17 protein-coding genes and 1 pseudogene are annotated in these 19,799 nt (G+C 59.3%); 7 read left to right on the forward strand and 11 right to left on the reverse strand.

The window, feature by feature from the left end; genetic code table 11:
- Nucleotides 1–146 precede the first annotated feature (146 nt).
- Together CAQU_RS05935 and CAQU_RS05940 are read right to left on the reverse strand one after the other, a co-directional pair.
- The gene (locus CAQU_RS05935; RefSeq protein WP_075726071.1) at nucleotides 147–581 is read right to left on the reverse strand and encodes a YchJ family protein; all 435 of its coding nucleotides are present in this window, start codon (nucleotides 579–581) and stop codon (nucleotides 147–149) included.
- Between the two features lie 18 nt (nucleotides 582–599).
- Nucleotides 600–1,355, reverse strand: a pseudogene (locus CAQU_RS05940) (alpha/beta hydrolase family protein); the annotation flags it as partial.
- Nucleotides 1,356–1,797: 442 nt separating this feature from the next.
- Between CAQU_RS05940 and secA2 the strand changes: the two are divergent.
- The 5 genes from secA2 (at nucleotide 1,798) to CAQU_RS05965 (ending at nucleotide 7,489) form a co-directional block, all read left to right on the forward strand.
- Nucleotides 1,798–4,119 carry an accessory Sec system translocase SecA2 gene (gene secA2 / locus CAQU_RS05945; RefSeq protein WP_075726073.1) on the forward strand — a complete coding sequence of 774 codons (2,322 nt, stop codon included), beginning with the start codon at nucleotides 1,798–1,800 and terminating at the stop codon, nucleotides 4,117–4,119.
- 485 nt (nucleotides 4,120–4,604) lie between these two features.
- Nucleotides 4,605–5,030, forward strand: a complete 426-nt coding sequence (odhI, locus tag CAQU_RS05950) for an oxoglutarate dehydrogenase inhibitor Odhl (RefSeq protein ID WP_075726075.1) — start codon at nucleotides 4,605–4,607, stop codon at nucleotides 5,028–5,030.
- A gap of 284 nt (nucleotides 5,031–5,314) precedes the next feature.
- Entirely contained in the window at nucleotides 5,315–6,049 is a 735-nt protein-coding gene (gene ftsR, locus CAQU_RS05955) for a transcriptional regulator FtsR (RefSeq protein WP_075726077.1), read from the forward strand.
- Nucleotides 6,046–6,687 (forward strand): bifunctional nuclease family protein, encoded by a 642-nt coding sequence (locus CAQU_RS05960; protein WP_075726079.1) that lies wholly within the window; start codon nucleotides 6,046–6,048, stop codon nucleotides 6,685–6,687. The genes ftsR and CAQU_RS05960 overlap by 4 nt, the downstream gene beginning before the upstream one ends.
- A gap of 244 nt (nucleotides 6,688–6,931) precedes the next feature.
- Nucleotides 6,932–7,489 carry a MerR family transcriptional regulator gene (locus tag CAQU_RS05965; RefSeq protein ID WP_075726081.1) on the forward strand — a complete coding sequence of 186 codons (558 nt, stop codon included), beginning with the start codon at nucleotides 6,932–6,934 and terminating at the stop codon, nucleotides 7,487–7,489.
- A 48-nt stretch (nucleotides 7,490–7,537) separates the two neighbouring features.
- On the opposite strand, the gene CAQU_RS05970 is transcribed toward CAQU_RS05965, so the two are convergent.
- From CAQU_RS05970 to gndA, 6 genes are all read right to left on the reverse strand, one after another.
- Nucleotides 7,538–8,680 carry a hypothetical protein gene (locus CAQU_RS05970; RefSeq protein ID WP_075726083.1) on the reverse strand — a complete coding sequence of 381 codons (1,143 nt, stop codon included), beginning with the start codon at nucleotides 8,678–8,680 and terminating at the stop codon, nucleotides 7,538–7,540.
- Between the two features lie 250 nt (nucleotides 8,681–8,930).
- A complete protein-coding gene (locus tag CAQU_RS05975) occupies nucleotides 8,931–9,806 on the reverse strand; it encodes a 3-methyladenine DNA glycosylase (RefSeq protein ID WP_075728453.1) in 876 nt (291 codons plus the stop codon).
- 92 nt (nucleotides 9,807–9,898) lie between these two features.
- Nucleotides 9,899–10,978, reverse strand: a complete 1,080-nt coding sequence (locus CAQU_RS05980) for a hemolysin family protein (RefSeq protein ID WP_075726085.1) — start codon at nucleotides 10,976–10,978, stop codon at nucleotides 9,899–9,901.
- Between the two features lie 2 nt (nucleotides 10,979–10,980).
- On the reverse strand, nucleotides 10,981–12,354 hold the full coding sequence (locus CAQU_RS05985; protein ID WP_075726087.1) for a hemolysin family protein: 1,374 nt from the start codon (nucleotides 12,352–12,354) through the stop codon (nucleotides 10,981–10,983).
- 108 nt (nucleotides 12,355–12,462) lie between these two features.
- Nucleotides 12,463–13,992: a DEAD/DEAH box helicase gene (locus CAQU_RS05990; protein ID WP_075726089.1), complete on the reverse strand. Its 1,530-nt coding sequence runs from the start codon at nucleotides 13,990–13,992 to the stop codon at nucleotides 12,463–12,465.
- The gene (gene gndA / locus CAQU_RS05995) at nucleotides 13,993–15,441 is read right to left on the reverse strand and encodes an NADP-dependent phosphogluconate dehydrogenase (RefSeq protein WP_075726091.1); all 1,449 of its coding nucleotides are present in this window, start codon (nucleotides 15,439–15,441) and stop codon (nucleotides 13,993–13,995) included. It lies immediately after the preceding gene.
- A gap of 59 nt (nucleotides 15,442–15,500) precedes the next feature.
- On the opposite strand from gndA, the gene CAQU_RS06000 reads away from it, so the two are divergent.
- Nucleotides 15,501–15,935, forward strand: coding sequence for a PaaI family thioesterase (locus tag CAQU_RS06000; protein ID WP_245797306.1), 435 nt, complete (start codon nucleotides 15,501–15,503; stop codon nucleotides 15,933–15,935).
- A gap of 48 nt (nucleotides 15,936–15,983) precedes the next feature.
- Here the strand turns inward: CAQU_RS06000 and CAQU_RS06005 are convergent, their stop codons facing one another.
- Both CAQU_RS06005 and thiD read right to left on the reverse strand, forming a co-directional pair.
- Nucleotides 15,984–16,721 (reverse strand): YggS family pyridoxal phosphate-dependent enzyme, encoded by a 738-nt coding sequence (locus CAQU_RS06005; protein WP_075728455.1) that lies wholly within the window; start codon nucleotides 16,719–16,721, stop codon nucleotides 15,984–15,986.
- Between the two features lie 59 nt (nucleotides 16,722–16,780).
- Nucleotides 16,781–17,659, reverse strand: a complete 879-nt coding sequence (thiD, locus tag CAQU_RS06010) for a bifunctional hydroxymethylpyrimidine kinase/phosphomethylpyrimidine kinase (RefSeq protein ID WP_075726095.1) — start codon at nucleotides 17,657–17,659, stop codon at nucleotides 16,781–16,783.
- A 128-nt stretch (nucleotides 17,660–17,787) separates the two neighbouring features.
- Here thiD and CAQU_RS06015 point away from each other — a divergent pair, with 128 nt between their 5' ends.
- A complete protein-coding gene (locus CAQU_RS06015; RefSeq protein WP_075726097.1) occupies nucleotides 17,788–18,372 on the forward strand; it encodes a class I SAM-dependent methyltransferase in 585 nt (194 codons plus the stop codon).
- Between the two features lie 80 nt (nucleotides 18,373–18,452).
- On the opposite strand, the gene CAQU_RS06020 is transcribed toward CAQU_RS06015, so the two are convergent.
- Nucleotides 18,453–19,667 carry a glycosyltransferase 87 family protein gene (locus CAQU_RS06020; protein WP_075726099.1) on the reverse strand — a complete coding sequence of 405 codons (1,215 nt, stop codon included), beginning with the start codon at nucleotides 19,665–19,667 and terminating at the stop codon, nucleotides 18,453–18,455.
- Between the last annotated feature and the right edge of the window lie 132 nt (nucleotides 19,668–19,799).

Raw genomic sequence — 19,799 nt, forward strand, 5'->3', positions numbered from 1 at the left:
AACTTATCCGTTCGCTCTGTGCGACTGGTATAGGTTACAACATTGTGCTTGCTCGACCCTAATCGGCTGGTCACCGCCATGTTTGTCGCGAAAAAGGTGGCCTGGAAAGCCGTGCGAACTACATGGCGGTGGTTTATAACAGCGTTCTAGGCTTCGCCGATGTAGAACCAGCGTCCTGCAGCCTTGGCGAATTGGGAATGCTCCCTTTGGGAACCACGATGCTCCCCAACCCTGTAGAAGGCTTCAAAATCCACCGAGCCGCGATCGTCGAAAGGCCCTCCAGCCGTAGTGGAGTGAATGTCGAGGCGGTAGAACACCACACTGGGATCCAGATGCAGGGTTTCCGGTGCGGTCTCCCCGAGCCAGGTAGACAGCAAGTAGTCGCTGTTGCCAACGACGAAAGCGGAAAACCGAGACCGCATCAACGCTTCAGCGGTGGGAGCGACGCTGCTACCGCAGTGAAAACGCCCGCAACACTGGCCATAGGTGTCGCCGCTGGTGCACGGACACTTGTCGGAGTCGCCGACGACGGGAAAGCCGGCGGCGTTGAGCAGCTCGCTGGAGGAATCGGAGTCGGTCATGTTTTAGTTCGTTTTCTGCACGAAGTAGGGATCCGCCCAGGTGTGGATCAACTTTGCGACCCGCTGCGCGGTGCCCTGACGGGTCACCAAGTGGTCAACCTTGTCGATCGCGACCAAAGACTTCGGGTAGCGGGCGCACATGAAAATTTTCTGGGCGTTATCAATGCCGACGGTCTGGTCAGTAGGGGAGTGCAAAATCATCAGAGGGCGACGCAGCCGGTGGATGTATTCCTCCGGGTTGATCTCTGCGAGATCTTCCAGGTAGTGCCGGGAAATCTCGATGTCGCGGCCACCGAGTGTCAAGGTGACGGAGCCGTGCTCGTCGACATCGGAAATCCGGTCGGCGAAGTGAAGCACGGCGTGTGCCGGGTCGAAGGGGGCGCCGATGGTTGCTACAGCCTTGAGCTCAGGCATGTGTGCCGCTGCCTTCAGGGCGGCGGCACCGCCCAAAGAGTGTCCAATCAACAATTGGGGAGCCTCGTGATTGAAGCGCAGCCACTCGTAGGCGGCGACCAGATCACGGACGTTTTCATTGAAGGACGTTTCGGGGAAGTTGCCCTCGGATTGACCCAAGCCCGGGTAGTCGAAGCGTAGGCAGGCAATGCCTTCGCTGGCAAGGGTTTTGCAGACACGTGCCGCGGCCGGGGTGAAGCGGGAGCCGGTGAAGCAATGCGAAAACATTGCCCACGCTTTAGGCGTGTCATCGGGCATGTCAATGGTGGCGGCCATGTTGAGGCCGGTGCTGGAGGGAACCTTCGCGCTGATGGATCGCATTGCACCACAGTAAACCAGTGTGGCGGGCGCATGCGTAGGCCAGATTGTTAAGCTTGAGGAGGTTATCGTTTCACCCCTGCTTTCCCCACGCTTCATGCTTGGTGCGGGGGAGGAAACAATATTGACTTCAACACTGGCATTCCCCCAGGTTGTCGCCGGTTTTAGCAGGCGCTTTGGTGTTGGGTGCTCGTGGCTATGCATGGTTTGAAAAAGCCCAGATGCGTTGCCATCGTGTTAAGCCTTCAACAACCCCACGGTGGCTGTGATTTTTACCGCACATGCGGCGGGTGCGTTGTTTTTGCTGGGCATGGCGAGATGGTGTTGGAGTTTTCAAACGGGTGCCCAAGGGTATCGACTCGATGCAGCGGATGGTTTGCGCCTTAGCTGTGGCAAGAGCGCTGACGGATTCTTGCATTTTGTGAAAGGTGAGTAAACGCGGATTATGGCTGGTTTGAACTGGTTGTGGAAGGCCCTTGGAGATTCTTCGGGGCGGAACCAAAAGAGGAGCCAGGGCATTGTGGCGCAGGCTGAAAAGCAGTCTGCCCAGCTGCAAGCGTTGGATGATGCTGCATTGGCGGCCAAGGCCCGTGAGGTTACTGCCGGCGGAACAATGAAGGATCCGGCCGTCTTTTTGGCGGTGCTCGGGGAGGCTTCGCGCCGTACCTTGGGGTTGAGTCCTTTCAGTGTGCAGTCGCAGGCGACGCTGCGTTTGCTGGAGGGCGACGTCGTACACATGGCTACCGGTGAGGGCAAAACTCTGGTGGGGGCGATGGCGGCGACCGGTTTTGCATTGATGGGTAAAACTGTTCACTCGATCACGGTCAATGACTACCTTGCGCATCGTGATGCCGAGTGGATGCGCCCGCTGGTGGAGTTTTTCGGGCTGAGTGTCGGTTCAATCGGTGAAAAGCTCAACTCTGAGCAGCGTCGCGAGGTCTATCGTTGTGACATCGTGTATGGGCCGGTTGCGGAAATCGGTTTCGACGTGTTGCGCGACCAGCTGATCACTGATCGCAAGGATGCGGTTCAGCATGGTGCGGATGTCGCCATTGTGGATGAGGCTGACAGTGTGCTGGTCGATGAAGCACTGGTGCCGTTGGTGTTGGCAGGAAACGAGGAAAGCCAAGCGCCAACCGGGAAGATCACCGCTGTGGTTCGCCTGCTGAAAGAAGGGGAGCATTTTACAGCCGACGAGGACCGACGCAATGTCTTTCTCACTGATCGGGGTGCCCGTCGGGTGGAGGATCTCCTTGGCATCGACAGTTTGTATACCGAGGATATGGCTGATGTGCTCGTCCAGGTCAATCTGGCCCTGCACGCGAAGGAACTAGTACAGCGGGATGTGCACTACATCGTGCGTGATGGCAAGGTGCAGCTGATTGATGCTTCCCGTGGTCGCGTGGCGGATTTGCAGCGCTGGCCGGATGGGTTGCAGGCCGCGGTGGAGGCGAAGGAAGGCCTCGCCGTGAGCGATTCTGGGCGAATTTTGGACACCATCACGTTGCAGGCATTGATGGGGCGTTACCCGATGGTGTGCGGCATGACCGGTACCGCGGTGGAGGCAACGGATCAGCTGCGTCAGTTCTACGATCTGCGGGTGTCAGTGATTGATCGCAATCACGAGTTGCAGCGTTTTGATGAGCAGGATCGCGTGTACGCGACCCTGGATGAGAAGAATCGCGCCATCGTGGAGGAGATCGCGGTGCTGCATGCTGAGGGGCGCCCGGTGCTCGTCGGAACTCATGATGTTGCTGAGTCGGAGCAGTTGGCCGCGGAATTGCATGACCGGGGCATTGAGGTCAGCGTGTTGAACGCGAAAAATGACGCGGAGGAAGCCAAAATCATCGCCGAAGCCGGCGATCTTGGGCGGGTGACTGTGTCGACGCAGATGGCCGGCCGTGGCACTGATATCAAGTTGGGCGGTGCCGATGAGCGGGACCGGCAACAGGTAGTTGATCGTGGGGGTCTGGCGGTGATTGGCACCGGCCGGCACCGGACTTCACGTTTGGATAATCAGCTGCGTGGTCGTGCTGGCCGCCAGGGAGATCCCGGGTTGTCGCTATTTTTTGTGTCCCTTGAGGACGATGTGGTCTCCGTGGGTGGTGCGGGTGAATCCTTTGCCGCGCAGCCGGCTCCGGATGGTCGTATCGATAACAAGCGTGTCTACGACTTCGTCAATCACTGTCAGCGCGTCACCGAGGGGCAGTTGTTGGAGATCCACGCGCAGACGTGGAAGTACAACAAGCTGATTAGCGACCAGCGCAAAATTATTGATGAGCGGCGTGCTCGTCTGCTGGATACGGAGCAGGCGTGGGAAGAACTGAGTCAACGCTCGCCCCGTCGAGCTCAGGAGCTTCAAGCCTCCGTTGATCATGAGACGTTGGTGAAAGCTGCACGCGTCATCATGCTGTACCACCTCGATGAGGGGTGGAGTGAGCACCTGGGCATGCTTGACGATGTGCGTGAATCTATTCACCTGCGGGCTATTGCTCGAGAGACGCCGATCGACGAGTTCCACCGGATTGCGGTGTCGGAGTTTAAGCTACTGGCGCAACGCGCGGTCGATGATGCGGTCGAAACGTTTAATAGCGTCACCATTGATGCTGACGGCGCCCACATGGATGATCATGGGTTGCATCGGCCGTCGTCGACGTGGACCTATATGGTCAACGACAACCCGTTGAGTGGCAATGGGCAGAAGGCGTTGAAGAAGATTGCGAGTATGTTTGGTCGTCGCCGCGAAGACGACGAGGAGGAGAACTAGGCGAGCAAAGGGTGGATTGGCGGGGTTGGAAAGAGCTGTCACTTGCTTGAATTATTGGTTGAAGTTTCGACTTCAAGCTGAAGCTTTACCCCCGACCCCCACCGCGAAGACAAGTCTTTGCCCTTGATAGTGGTACTAAAGCGTCGCGACTTCGCGGGTTGGCGCTATGATAACCAAGTAATACGCAATAAGAAGTTCACTGAGGCGCGCGTGTGGTTCAGTTGTTCGTAGCGGGTTGCCCAACCCCCAAAAATGTTCGCCCAAGCGGGTGAGGGTGGGATCGGGGTTTCTCGCACGGCTGAACTGCCCATCGTGGCGTGATTAGACAGCTCGGGCTGGAGATCTCCCACGTGCATTCGGTGAACTGTTGCTGTGATTAACGTGAAGCACCCCAGCTTCAACGTCCGCATCCCGTGGGCACACTGACGTGTGCTTGCCGGAGGGGGACTTTGTTTCCGGAGTGCCCAATGTGAAAAGGAAGCGTAATGAGCGAAAACCAGAACCCCGCGCCGCAGATGGAGACCACTAGCGTCCTGCGTGCCGACCTGTTGAAGGAGATGGAGTCGGGCAACCAGGCGCCGGCTTCCACTGGGGCTGAGAATCTTCCAGAGGGTGCTGCGCTGCTGGTTGTTAAGCGTGGCCCGAACGCAGGTTCTCGCTTCCTGCTGGATCAGTCCACCACCACCGTGGGCCGTCACCCCGAGTCCGACATTTTCCTGGATGACGTGACCGTTTCGCGCCGTCACGCCGAGTTCCGTCTCAACGACGGTGAGTTCGAGGTGGTCGATGTGGGAAGCCTCAACGGCACCTACGTCAACCGTGAGCCTAAGGATGCTGAGACCCTGTCTACTGGTGACGAGGTTCAGATCGGTAAGTTCCGTCTGGTCTTTTTGGCCGGGCCGAAGGCTTAACGCCTTAGCGGTTCCCTCTTTTTCTTTCCGTCCACTGTGGTGCGGGAGGAGTTTCGGTGGCGCTGTGGCGGCACCGCAAACGACCTGGTTTGGCCAGTTGTGCTTGGAGCCTGGGTCGTGACTTTCGCTTTTCGCTCCATCTGGTTGCGAAAAAGGTGAGTGTCACTCGTTGCGATGCCTCGCTGGTTAACCCCACGAGGTTGTCGTAGCCGGAAAAACTTGTACCCCCAAAGTTTTTTTAAGTGTGGCGTAGGGGTTGATGACGTAATGGAAGGACAGCGAATATGGCAGCTGCAGCGCAGGGCGTAAATGCCCACGTTCAGCCGATCAAACGCCGTGAGAAAACGGTGTCGATCGGTAGCGCTTTGGAGACGATGAAACGAGAGTTTCCCGATCTCACCCTGTCTAAGATTCGCTTCCTGGAGTCCGAAGGCCTGCTGACTGTCAAGCGTTCGCCTTCTGGATACCGTCGCTTCGGTCAGGATGATTTGGCTCGTTTGCGTCGCGTGTTGTTGATGCAAAAAGAGCAGCACCTCCCGTTGAAGGTGATTCGCGAACGCTTGAATGCTGAAGACGATGCGGGGGTGACCCAGCTTCTGGGTGCGGGGGTCGAACCGCTCATCGATCCTGACAAGATGCGTCCGGTAGCTCCGGCGCTGCTGACTGACGTTGATGTCGCTCACGCGGCTAATGTCGACGTCGAGTTCGTTCGCGAAATGGCTGGCGTGGGGGTCGTTTCTTCCAACGCTTCGGGTTTCTTCAGCCAAGACGACGTCACCAATATTGTTACTGCAAAGCAGCTGACGGATCATGGTGTTGATGCCCGCATGCTGAAAACCTTGCGTCTGGCGGCGCAACGGCAGGCGGGCGTGATCTCCATGGTTGCGCACCCGCTTGCTCACGCCAAGGATGATTCCGCCAAGGAGCGCGCATTTGAATTCGCCACCGAGCTCAGCGCCATGGTTATTTCGCTGCATGCAGGAATGGTGAAAAAGGAACTGCGGGGCGAATTCGGATGAGTGAGGCCGATTCCGGCGCCAATGCCCCGGAAGAAGTGTTTTACGCCGGTGTGCATACGGCCGGACCGGAAAATTTTCCCTGCATCGTGCTGTTTAGTCAGACACGTCAAGTAATTTTCCCGGTGTGGGTGAGCCCGGAGGGTGCAGCCCAGGTGTTGGCGCATGAATCCGGCGGGGGCAATCGTCGACCTGACATGGTGGATGTGCTCAAAGATCTGGCTGAGCAAGTGGGGTGTGAGCCCCAAAACGTGCAGATCACTGACTATAACAAGGGCGTTGCATACGCCTATATCAGCCTCAGCCCAGATTATTTGGTCGATGCGCGACCCAGTGATGCGATTTCTTTCGCCCGCTTGGCTGATATTCCGATCTTGGTGACGCCTTCGTTGCTGAGCCAATATGGAATCCCGTTGGACACCTTTGCCGGTGATGTTCCTTTTGATATGTCCAATTGGATCGAGCCCGAGGATGTATACCCAGATTTGTCCGCTCGGCTTTCGGCAGTGGGGGATGAAGATGCTGATGCTTCTTTTGCTGAAATGATGAAAAATTTGGGTTTCGATGAGGATGATCTCATCGCCGAGATGTCCGATGAGCTGGGAGAAGATCCCCAGGGGGAGGATAGGAAGGACAGCTAGTTGCAGCTCACGCACCACCTGTTACGGGTGTGAATATTGGGGCTAGAGGTGACAATCGTTCCAATAAGGCTTAAGCTTCAACTTGAGGTTTAAGGTTTTGGGCGTGTCGCCCGCCTTAGCGTTGCCCGGCTCAGTAACCTAACCGGAGTAACGCAGCAGTAAAAATCCTATTCACAACCCGTGTAATTACAGCTAGGATTTTTCTCGATGCGCTTTCGCGCAACAACAAAAGGGAGAAAATACCGTGAGCACTGAACAGCCCGTACAGCAGTCTCTGTTCGACATCAGCGAACTTGCCGGCGGCGGTCCTGACGAAGAGGTCGGCTACCGCGTGCCGATTGCCTGCCAGGTCGCTGGCATCACCTACCGCCAGCTCGACTACTGGGCTCGCACAAAACTCGTGGTTCCCTCCATTCGCGGTGCGCGCGGATCCGGATCCCAGCGCCTGTACTCCTTCAAGGACATCCTTGTCCTCAAGATCGTCAAGGGACTGCTCGACACCGGCATCTCCCTGCAAAACATTCGCCAGGCCGTCGAAAGCCTACGCGATCGTGGCGTCCACGATTTGGCAACCATCACCTTGGTCTCTGACGGGAAAACCGTCTACGAGTGCCGCTCCAACGAAGAAGTCATTGACCTTCTCGGTGGCGGCCAAGGTGTGTTCGGCATTGCCGTCCCGGGTATTATGCGCGAGCTGACCGGCACCATTTCCGCGTTCCCCTCCGAGCGCATCGACGCCTCCGTCCAGGAACCGGTGCACGACGATCTGGCAGCACGACGCGCTGCCCGCAAAATTTCCTAAATCTCTTTCAACAGTCCGCGCTTAGATACGTCTGCGTACTGAGAGAAGCTAAAAGGGCCCGAACTTTTCACGTTCCTGAACGGCGAGACACACCACAGGTTTTTCTTCCTCCTGTTGTGCGTCTCGCCGTTGGCATATGTCCAGGATCTTTTTTGACGGCTGCGCGACATGAGACCTGAGTGCGGCGGGGCGCACGGATGCCCGCCGAGAAAGATGCGCCTCAGACTGTGTCGACGTTGCTTTCTCCCCGGCGTGCGGTGCGGCAGGAGCCGGGCTAGGTTCAGCCGACTGATTCTCCAAAGGGGAAATAGATGGGTACTGGCCATCCACCGTGGGGGTAGTCGCATGCTCCCGAGCTGAGGTACGGGGAGTGGAGTCCATCTCCCGCAATTGCTCAGGGGATTCAGTCGATTCAAAAGCGAGGTTATAGACCACATCAGCGCTCGGCAGAATGTCCTCGGTCACCAGATTGGGATCCTGAGGGATGTTTTCTCGCAGAAAATCCAACAGCGCCTTGGCCGCGCGCGATTGGCTTTCATCGACCGAGGCGGTAGCTGTCAGCGCAACAGCTCGAAACGGTACTGACACATCATCGAAAATTTCCGCAGTCACATGAGGCGGAACCACTGATTCGCCCATAGCCAATGGTGCATTGGCATCCTCCGGGCGTTTGGTGATGTCGACAGCATGATCGACCTTCTTGTCGGCTAGCGCGGTCGCAGCCATTGCACGAAGCATGGGCGGCTCATCGCTTTTAATGGTCGCCCGGGCTTCCGCCGCAGTCCACGACGCAAAACTATGGGGCTTCGCGGTAGCTAGCACAATCGATTCCCAAAAAGCCACGGGCCACTTGTCCTCGGCAGAGGAACTCGAACGCCCACTGGCGGAGAGGCGGTGCTCGACGTGGCGGGCAGGATCCGAGGTGATCATCACGGCTGCTTCCGGCAAGGTATCCACCATCGTGGCCGTCACACAGTGATCATCGACGATTGGGTTAGAAGCACTAAAGGCTCGTAACAGCTTTTCGACCACGTTTTCCCGCCCATCCGCATACACCGGAAGGGTCACATTGCCCTCAAAGCACTCTAGCGCTCGAGCATGTTCCTGTTGCGCCTCATCGCGCACCCCCATCCAGGCGCCCCCCGAAATAGCAAGCACGACAGCGATCAAAATGGCGACGATCGGCCACATCGCAATCCGAAATTGGTGGCGACCATTAGAATGCCGAGGCACTGACAGATCCCGCCTTTCCACGCTCCAAGAGCACCTTCGCCTGCGACGCGCGATGCCGTGTCTAACGAACCCAGTCTAGTTGACGGCCACCGCAGATGACACGATGTTGCGCTAAAGATTCAATAACGCATCTTTGGGTACACCCACCGGCACAGCACTAACGGCAACCGGGGAAGGCGTCTCGCACCGGAACTTGCTGCCATGGAATCTACCGGGAGACCCCCGGTGTTTGTGCGCCGACAGCACACATCGCGGTTGCGTCACGGGCAGAATTGATGATCTGAACCAGTCGTGCTCGTAGCTGCGAACCGCGTTCAGCGAACTGTCGCTGGCGCGCCACATACCTGGCCTTGCCTTCGGCGGTTTCGATTGGAACACAACTAAAACCTAAGTCGCGGCAATCGTAGGGCGAAGCCTCCATGTCCAGACAGCGCACGTCCCTGGCGAGTTCAAACGCATCCAACACAACATCGCCTGGGACCAGCGCCCCCAACTTCGTCGCCCACTTATACAGATCCATTGTGGCGTGCAAACAACCTCGCTGTTCACACACAGTCTGGGATTCGCGAGTCAGCAGTTGACTATTGTGACTGCGCGCCGCAGGAGTGAAAAACCGAAACGCATCGTAATGGGTACACCGGATGGCATGGCTATCGACCACCTGATCGGTTCCCGTTCCACCCAAGCGCAGTGGCAGCGCGTGGCGGGTTTCATCCGCCCGATACACCATTGCCCATTCGTGCAGCCCAAAACAATCGAAGTGTGCGGGATTGCTTTCGGTGCGCGCAAGAAGCTCAGCCATGAACTCCCAAGCTTGACCGCGCCGCTTCGTGGCAGCGGGAATGTTCACGCAGCGCAGACGACCGCCGGAAAAATGCGGGTCGTCGAAAACCACGTAGTCTTTTTCCGCATCCAGCGGAAAATCTGCCGGGACCGCGACACCGACACCTGGATGCCACTGGGCAAGCTTGCTCGGCGACAAAGAGTAGTACTCGAAAAGGAAATCCCACACGGGGTGTTTTACACCGCGGGCTCGCCTGGCCCGATGAGCTGCCGTGAGGCGCATCGCACGTAAGTGGTGCATGTGTGAGCGCCGCGCGGCCTCAGCGGCGGGTAAAACCTCCACCGAAGCGCCCCACGGGGTGGTGGCGGTGGGAAAAGAACTCGTGGTCGTGGTCATGCGCGGGCAGGGGATTGGTCGTCATCCTCGTGGGTCCAGTCCCTCACGGTACCCACGTATTCCTCAATGAGGTCTTCCAAGGTCACGATCCCCAAGAGAGTGCCCGCTGAACGGACTTGGGCGATGTGAACGCTGCGGCGACGCATGTCACGCATCGCCTCATCCAGCGACGCATCGCCGTCGATGGTGGTCAGGGTGCGGATCTCGGAGCGGGAGATGATCTGGTCGCTGGAATCACCTGGGGCGACCAGCCGGTCAAGGATGTCCTTAATGTGCACGTATCCGATGAAAGACCCCGAGCCACCGGTGACGGGGAAGCGGGAGTACCCGGTTTCCTCGACGGCGTGCTCGATGGCGGCCAGCGTCGGGCCCTTGGTGCCGAATTCGACGTTGCGAACCTGGGCTAGGGGGACGAGCACCTCCTTGACCTGTCGGTTTTCTTGACGCAGGGCCTTTTTCAGGCGGGCGTGTTCTTCGGCGTCGAGAAGCCCTTCGGAGCGGGATTCGGTGATCATTGAGGCCAGCTGTTTGGGGTTGACCGTGGAGTCGAGTTCGTCTTTTTGTTCAATGCCAAACATTTTGAGGGTGACTCCGGCCATCCAGTTCATAGCCACGATGATGGGCCGGGTGAAGCGAACGAAGATGACATGGGTGGGTACCAGCAGCATGGCCACGGATTCCGGTCCGGCCAAGGCAATGTTTTTGGGCACCATTTCGCCGGCGATGATGTGGAGGAATGTGACGATGCCGAGGGCAAGTGCGAACGCCACTGGGTGCAGCAGCGTGTCGGGCAGGCCTACGGCGTGTGCGGGGCCTTCGATGAGGTGGGCGATGGCAGGCTCGCCGACTTTACCGAGCAGAAGCGATGCGATGGTGATGCCGAATTGGGCGCCGGCCAGCATCATCGATAGATGTTCGGTTGCCTCCAACACGGTGCGAGCCCGGGTCTTTCCCTGGGCGATCAACGCGTCGAGTCGGTCCCTGCGGGATGAGATGAGGGCGAATTCGGCGCCGACGAAAAAGGCGTTGACGCCGAGCAACAAGATGGTCAAAACGATTGCTTCGAAGCCACCCATTTTTAACTACCTTCCTTCGGGTCGGGCAGTGGTGTCAAAAGGGCACGTTCGATGCGACGACCATCCATTTCGGTGACCTGCGCTTGCCAACGGTTGTGATAGCCGGAGGAGAAATTGTCCATCGCTTCGTGGTGGCTGGCAGGCAGGGTGACGGTGTCGCCAACGTCCGGGATCCGGCCGAGAGTGGCCATGATGACTCCGCCAAGTGTCTCGTAGGGTCCTTCGGGTGGGGTGTAGCCGACGCGTTCGGGCAGTTCGTCGATGCGCATGAGGCCCACGACTTCGAAGGAAGCGCCCATACGGCGAACTTCGCGTTCTTGGTCGGCGTCATCGTATTCGTCATAGACTGCGCCGAGAATTTCTTCGACGACATCTTCGATGGTGACGATGCCGGCGGTGCCGCCATATTCGTCCGCAACAAGCACCACCTGTGAGCCCGCGGAGCGGACTCGGTTGAGTACCGCGTCGCCATCGAGGGAGGCGGGAACGACCGGGACGGGGCGGGCGAGCCGCCGCAGTTGTACATGGGGCCGCTTGGGCGCTGGCACGGCGAAGGCATCTTTAACGTGCACCACGCCAACCGTTGCGTCCAGGTCACCTTCGACGACGGGGAAGCGGGAGTGCCCGGTTTCTAAAGCCATATTGAGTAGGTCCGCGACAGAGTCATCCACCCCGAGGTATTCGATGGTGGAGCGGGGCGTCATGAAGTCCTCGGCGGTGGCTTCACCGAATTTCAGGGAGCGGTCCAGCATTTCAGCTTGCGACTGCTCGATGCCGCCTTGCTTGGCGGAGTTGCGGACCAGCGCGACGAGTTCTTGGGCGCTGCGCGCCGAAGCGAGTTCTTCGGCGGGCTCCATGCCGAGTTTGCGGACCACCGCATTAGCGCAAGCATTTAAGGCTTTGATGGCCCAGCCGAAGACTTTGTTGAAGCCGCGCACGGGAAGCACGGTGATGCGGGCGACGCGCAGGGGGTCGGTGATCGCAAAGTTTTTCGGCACCAGCTCGCCATAGACCATCGACAGCATGGTGGCGACGATCAGGGCGAGTGCGAGGGCAAGTTTGGAGGAGAGCTCCGGGGAAAGATGGGCGAGTTCCAACAGGGGCTGGAAGTAGCGCGATAGCACCGGTTCTGCGAGGAAACCGGTGGCCAGGGTGGTCATCGTGATGCCGAGTTGGGCGCCGGATAGCTCGAAGGAGAGGTCGTTGTGGGCGCGCTGAATCGCAAGCGCGCGGGCATCGCCTTTGGCGTGGGCATGTTCGTCAATGGTGGAACGTTCCATGCCCGTCAGGGCGAATTCGATGGCGACGAATAGACCCGTCGCGGCGGTCAAAGCCACGAAGCCAACAAGGGCGACGATGGATAAAAGAATCTCCATAACGTTTCTAAATATTAGGGATAAAACGAGGATGTGCAGCTTCAGGCACGCCGATGACGTTTGGGATGATCATGTCGGCGTGCCTGAACAGCTACAACGAATGGCAGGCTAGAAGCGCCGGCGGCGCCGTGGCTTCGTCTGTCGCGGCCCACCGACCGCGGTGCCGTCAGCGCGCACCTTAGTGACCGCCGTGCGAGCTTTGCGACCTTGAGCGCCGGCAGCCGGTTTGTCTGCGCGGCTCTCGTGGGTGCTGTCACCGCGCCGTGCGTCTTTTGTACGGGAGCCGGACTTTTTATCCTCGTGGCGTGCACGATCGGCCCGGCCGCGCCCCCGCCCCCGTTCGCGACTATTGTCGCGTGAGGAGTCGTCTTGTGCGCCGCGTTCGCGACGCTGGGGGCGTCGGCGACCTCCAGAGGTATTCTTTGGCGAGCCGGTAGCGTTCGCCGGTGCGCCAAACGGGGCGAGGGGTTCACCCGAAGAAGCCTTGGCGCCAGTGATTTTGGCCAAGATCGGGGAATCTGGGGTGACATTGTGCTCAGCGGGGTTAATACCGGCGGCTCTACACAGTGCGGCAACATCCTTGCGCTGTTCTGGCAGCACGAGGGTCACCACGGTGCCTTGGGCACCGGCGCGGGCGGTGCGCCCGGCGCGGTGCACATAGGCTTTATGTTCCGCCGGGGGATCGATGTGAACCACCAGGTCGACGGCCGCGACATCAATGCCGCGGGCCGCAATGTCGGTGGCAACCAGCACGGGAACCGACCCATCGGAAAAGCCTTCCAAGGCGCGAGTTCGCGCGCCCTGTCCCTTATCGCCATGAAGGCCGGCAGCATTGATGCCGACTCGGCGCAGCTTTTTGACCTGCCTGTCAACGGCATGTTTGGTGCGCATGAACATGATCGTGGTGCCGGCGCGGGCAGCGATGCGTTCCACGACTGCGAAGCGGGCGGTTTTGTCCTCCACGTGCAGCAGGAAATGCTCCATACGATCCACCGTCGCCTGGGCGGGGGCGGTGGAAAAAGTCACTGGGTCGGTAAGGAATTCCTTAACCAGGGTGTTGATGTCGCCGTCGAGGGTGGCGGAAAACAGCAAGCGTTGGCCATCGGAGGGCATCGCCCGCAGCAGCTTGCGAACCTGCGGCAAAAATCCCATGTCGGCCATCTGGTCCGCTTCATCAACCGCGCAAATCTCGACCTCAGAGAAGTCAAGAATGCGCTGGTTGAGAAGGTCTTGGGCGCGACCCGGGGTAGCGACCAGCAGGTCGACGGGCGCCGCCAATGAGGTGATGTTGCGTTTAATGTTGACGCCACCAACCACCTCAAGCACCCGCAACCCCACGGAGGCTGCGGGATCTGCCAAACGTTGAGAAACCTGGGCCGCTAGTTCGCGGGTGGGAACTAGCACCACGGCGCGGGGGCGGCCCGGGCGGGACGATCCACCACTGGCCAGACGAGCCAGCATCGGCAAACCGAAAGTAAAAGTTTTGCCGCTACCCGTGGGCCCACGGCCGAGCACATCCTTGCATGCAAGCACCGCCGGGATGGCTTGGCTTTGAATGGGGAAAGGATGCTCGATGCCGATGGACGACAGATTCTGGCAGATGGGTAGTGGTAGACCTAAGTCCCGAAAAGTTTTCACCTAGGCTTCGACCTCAGTTCGATCGCCACTCCACAAGGTGTGGAAGTGGCCATCCTTGTCGGTGCGCTCGTAGGTGTGAGCACCGAAGAAGTCGCGCTGGCCCTGAATCAGGGCTGCGGGCAGGCGCTCAGCGCGCAGGGAGTCATAGTAGGACAGGGAAGAAGCGAACACCGGGATCGGCAGCCCGCGGGTGGTGGCCTCAACTACGATGCGACGCCAGGAGTCAATCAGCCCGGACATCTCATTGTTGAAGTACGGGTCGAGCAGCAAAGACTCGACTTCCGGGTTGTTGTTGTAGGCCTCAACGATGCGGTTGAGGAACTTGGCGCGGATGATGCAACCGCCACGCCAAATGGTGGCCAGGTCGCGGGGATCGACGTTCCAGCCGTGCTCCTGGGAGCCGGCCTTGATCTCGTCGAAGCCCTGGGCGTAAGCCACCAGCTTGGAGGCGTACAGGGCGCGACGCACATCCTCGATAAATGCAGCGCGATCTTTGACGCCTTCAGCGACGAGCTGACCAGCGGGAAGGTTAGCGATGGTGGCTGCACGCTGCGCGCGGGCGCCCGAGAGGGCGCGGGCGAACACGGCTTCGCCAATGCCGGTGGTGGGGATACCCAAATCGAGGGCGGCTTTCACCGTCCAGCGACCGGTGCCCTTTTGTCCTGCGGAATCCACGATGACGTCGATCAACGGCTTGCCGGTTTCGGCATCAACCTGGCTGAGCACCTCAGCGGTGATTTCCACCAGGTAGGAGTCGAGGTCACCGGAGTTCCACTCGCGGAACACCTCAGCGATCTCCTGCGGATCCATCCCAGCGGCGTAGCGCAGCAGGTGGTAGGCCTCGCCAATGACCTGCATGTCGGCGTACTCGATGCCGTTGTGCACCATCTTCACAAAGTGGCCAGCACCATTGGGGCCGATGTGGGTGCAGCAGGGAGTGCCGTCCACCTTGGCGGACACGCTCTCCAGCAGCGGACCCAAGGACTCATAAGACTCCTCAGGGCCACCCGGCATGATGGAGGGGCCGTTCAGGGCGCCCTCCTCGCCACCGGAAATACCGGCGCCGACGAAGTTCAAGCCACGCTCGGACATTTCAGCTTCGCGACGAATGGTGTCGGTGTAGAGGGAGTTGCCACCATCGATGATGATGTCGCCGGGCTCCATCGCGTCAGCGAGCTGCTCGATGACGGCGTCGGTGGGGCCACCGGCTTTCACCATGATCAGGGCGCGGCGGGGGCGCTCCAGGGAATTGACGAAAGACTCGATGCTGTCAGCGGGAATGAAGTCGCCCTCGGAGGCGAAATTTTCCATAAAGTGCTCGGTCTTGTCGTGGCTGCGGTTGTACACCGCAACGGTGTGGCCGTGGCGGGCGAAGTTCCGGGCGATATTCGAACCCATCACTGCCAAACCTACGACACCAATCTGTGCCAGTTTCTTCTGCTCAGTCATGGTTGCCAACTCTACCCGTTACACGCCCAAAGGCGATGTTTGGCCGTAAGCTGTCGGCCATGGACATCCAAAACCTCACCGCACACCCTGTTGGATTAGATGCACACCTCGGGGTTCGCTACCACAGCGTTAGCCCCACTGAACTCGTGGCATCAATGGTCGTCTCCGAGCATCACCTGCAACCAGCCGGACTGGTGCACGGCGGCGTGTATTGCGCCTTGGCGGAATCCGCCGGATCCGTGCTGGGCATGGCCGTGCTGCAAGCCCGCGGAGAAGAAGACGCCGACGCGATGGTTGTGGGCGTCAACAACAGCACAGACTTCCTGCACCCGGTCAAAAGTGGGGTCATCGACGTCGTAGCGACCGTCATCACCGCAGGTCGTCGCACTCAACTGCTCAATATCGAGATGCGAAACCGCGACCGGCTGGTAGCACGCACCACGCTGCGCACCATGGTGGTGCCCACCGTCGTCGACAAGGAACGCACCCAATAGCCCCAACCCTGCAATACGGCCAAGGGAGTCGGTGGATTTAGCTGCAGGCTAGCCGCGAGGCCCGAAAATCGCCTGGCCGATGCGCACACAGGTAGAGCCATGTGCGATAGCTAGTTCAAAGTCGCCGGACATGCCCATAGATAATTCGGAGAAGTCCAGGTTGGGAAACTGGGCAGCGAGCGCGTCGCGGGTGTCAGCAAGCAAAGAAAAACATGCGCCTACGCGCTTGGGATCTGGGCCGTTGACAGCCACCGTCATCAAGCCCCTGATCTTCAGGCGCGGAAATTGCTCCATCGCGGCAACGAATTCCGCCGCCTCAGCGGGGTGAATTCCGGACTTTTGGGGCTCGCCCGAGGTGTTGACCTGAATCAACACATCGAGCACCCGGTCGGCGCTTTCCAGCCGGCGTTGCAACGCGCCAGCTACCTTCACGCTGTCAAGCGCCTGAAATTCTGTAGCGTATTCCGCCACAATCTTGGCTTTATTGGTCTGCAATTGACCAATGTGCACCAGCTGTGCCCCCGCACAGGCGGAAGACAAGGCCTTCTCCTTGATTTCCTGGGGGCGGTTTTCGCCAAATTCATGCATGCCGGCTTGCATAGCCCGTCCCAGAACCTCCGGGGGGTAAGTCTTCGACACCGGTAGCAGGCGGACGGAATCCGCATTGCGACCAGCAGCCTTGCAGGCGGTGGCGATTGCGTCGAGCACCGCCTGATGATTCGTGCGGAGCTGCTCCACCGACGGCGAAGCTGCGGACTTATTCTCGGCTGGTTCGGTGGTGTTCATGATGGTCAAGCATAGGCGGATAGTGGCCCCCGTGCCCCTAGAGCAGCTGACGCAAACTATTAGCGCAAGGGGTTTCTGGTGGGATCCAGCCAGCCGTGCTCGGGTCTGATGTGCGCGAAATGGTCGACCGGACCGTGCCCGTGACCCACGGATAGCGCTTCGCCGCAGGCGATGGCATGCCGCAACCAGCGTGTTGACCACACAGTGGCCTGATAGAGACTGTCGCCTGCCCCGATGCGGGTAGCAAGCGCTGAGGATAGGGAGCAGCCTGTGCCGTGAGTTGCGGTCGAATCAACCCGTGCTGAAGAGCAATGCTGGATGGCTCCTGCACGATCGAACACCGTGTTTCCCACGTCTGTTGCGTCTAAGTGGCCGCCCTTGGCGATCACCGATATGTTGTGCTGTTGCATCACCGCCCGGGCGGCTTGGCCCACATCTTCCCGGCATGTCAGACTGCCGGTGTCGGCACCACAGAGGATCTCTAATTCCGGCACGTTTGGGGTGAGCACATCGGCTTGTGAAAGTAGTGCGCGCAATGCATCCACAGCACCCTCAGACAGCAGGCGATGCCCGGAGGTCGACACCATCACCGGATCCACCACAATGGGAACGGAGCCATGAAGGTGGCGGAGAAAAGGCGCCACTGCGGCGATGGTGTCCTCATCGCCGAGCATTCCGACCTTGACGGCATCAATGCTGACATCATCAACGACCGCCTGGATTTGCTGCTCAATGACTTGTGGGGGAAGTGGAAAAACGGCGTTGACGCCCCGCGTGTTTTGGCTGACGATGGCGGTAACCGCCCCCATGGCGTACCCGCCGGCGGCCGAAATGGACTTAATGTCCGCATGGATTCCCGCGCCCCCGGAGGGGTCAGTTCCGGCAATCGCCAGCACGCGTGGGACGCGAGTTGGCTGGTGCGTGGATGGCGTAGTCATGGCGTACAGCCTAGAGGACAAACACTACGTTCTGCCCTAAAAACAACATTGATAGTTCCGGTTTCGGGGGTGGTTGGGGGTGATTTCCTCTGCTGTTTATGCATGAGTAAACATGTAGCCTTTAAGCCATGCCCACATGGAACGACTTGATTTCGAACAATCCAGCCCACTCGCAGAACTACGCCGAACGGTGGGATCGCTTTGAAAACCAGGGCGAAGACATTGTTGGTGAGGCACGACTCATTGACGCCATGGCTTCGCGCGGCGCCAAAATCCTCGACGCCGGCTGCGGGCAGGGGCGCATCGGCGGATACTTGGCGCAAGCCGGACACGACGTCACCGGCATTGATCTCGACCCGTATTTGGTCGAAATCGCCCGGGCCAAATACCCCGAAGCTGTATTCGTCGTTGGAGACCTCAGCGCCGATGAAATGCCAGGCGGACCCTACGAGCTGATCGTTTCCGCAGGAAACGTGGTCGCTTTCCTCGAGGAAGATGGGCGCCTGCCCGCGCTCAAAGCTCTCGCACGGGTTCTCGACCGCAACGGCCGACTGGTCATCGGTTTTGGCTCCGGCCGTGGCTACACCTTCGAAGAATTCCTCGCAGATGCCCACAGTGCGGGCCTGCGCGAGCAAAACCGCTACTCCTCCTGGGATCTGCAGCCGTTTAGCGAGGACTCCACCTTTCTGGTGAGCGTCTTGGTCCACGCATAACGCGCCAGGTCACTTTCGCTCGAAGGCCTTGCCCCCAGATTCTTGGGGGCAAGGCCTTCGAGCTTTTAAAAGTTGTGAGTTTAGTATTTGCGAGTTGCTGGGTGGCGATCGGTGATCTTGGTGGCCCAGAAGATCATCACCACGATGGCCACCAGCATCGTCACCGATTGGATCTCGCCAAAGACCCGCTGCCAGGTCGCGAAGTGGCGGTCGGGATCCAACAGGAAGTTCGGCCCCCACCACTGAATAGCGCCAAACGCCAAAGCAGCCCACCTGGTGGCGTGACCGATGGCAAACAACCAGATCACGACAGCAACCCAGATGATCCCAATCGCCCAGTGATGGGTTACCGCATAGGGCTGCAGGTAACACAGCAGCAAAATAAACATGGCAAGGGATAGCAGGGGGAAACCGCGACGGGAGTAACGGATCATCGCCCACAATCCCACCGCGCCGATGACCAGGGCAAAGCCTGCCCACAACACGGTGAATGTTGTGGTGTCGGGGGCGGTGATGTTGCGGGCAATGAAACCAGACAGCGCTTGGTTTCGGAAGAAGTCCTTTTGACCCGCGCGGTCGGTGTTCCACATTTCCACCAGCCAAAAATGTTTGGAATCGTGGGGGCGGACGATAAAACCGATGACCAGGGTGGCCACTCCCATCGCTACGCTTCGGGCGGCGGCGCCGAAATCGCGTCTGATGAGAAACACCAGACCAAATGCTGCCGGGGTGACCTTGATGCCGGCGGCCAGGCCCACCCCGAGTCCCCGGAACTTGCGTGGCAGGATCCCGGCCACATCGGCGATGACCAGCATTGCCAGATAGGTGTCAATTTGGCCGAATCCCATGCCATTGCGGATGGGTTCTGCGCTCATTGCCACGCCCAAGGCGCAGAAAGAATAGATAGCGCTGGTGCGCTTATCGAACCCGGCGAGGTAGAGGCCCGCGCCAACGATGGTGAAAACGCAGAAGAACTGGCCCAGGTTCCATCCCAGCTGCAAGGCGGTTTGCGGAATATAGGCCAACGGGGCCATAAGGAGCGCGGCAAAAGGTGGGTAGATAAAGGCGAAACCGCTGCGGGAATCGAAACCATCGAACAGGGGGCCACCGGTGCGGAATGCGCGGCCGGCGTCCTGGAAGACCTGCAGATCCATGAGGAAACCGTCGGTGGCGAGCAGGAAGTTGGTTTTCAGCGCCCACAGCAGCAGCCCCACACCAATGCCGCACACAACGAGAGTGCGTTGGTCGGGGTTAAGACGCGAAGCGGCGTGGGGAAGTCGGGTGTCGACGGGCACGGGCGGCAGATTCCTTTGGGTGGTGGTGTCGAAGAGGCAACGCCGTGGCGAAGCGGGGGACAAAAGCTGAACATTATCAAACCCCCGCAGGCGGGTACGTGGTGTACGCGCGTGCGGGGGCTTGTTTTTAAG

This window comes from Corynebacterium aquilae DSM 44791, assembly GCF_001941445.1.
In the GTDB taxonomy this organism is placed as follows: domain Bacteria; phylum Actinomycetota; class Actinomycetes; order Mycobacteriales; family Mycobacteriaceae; genus Corynebacterium; species Corynebacterium aquilae.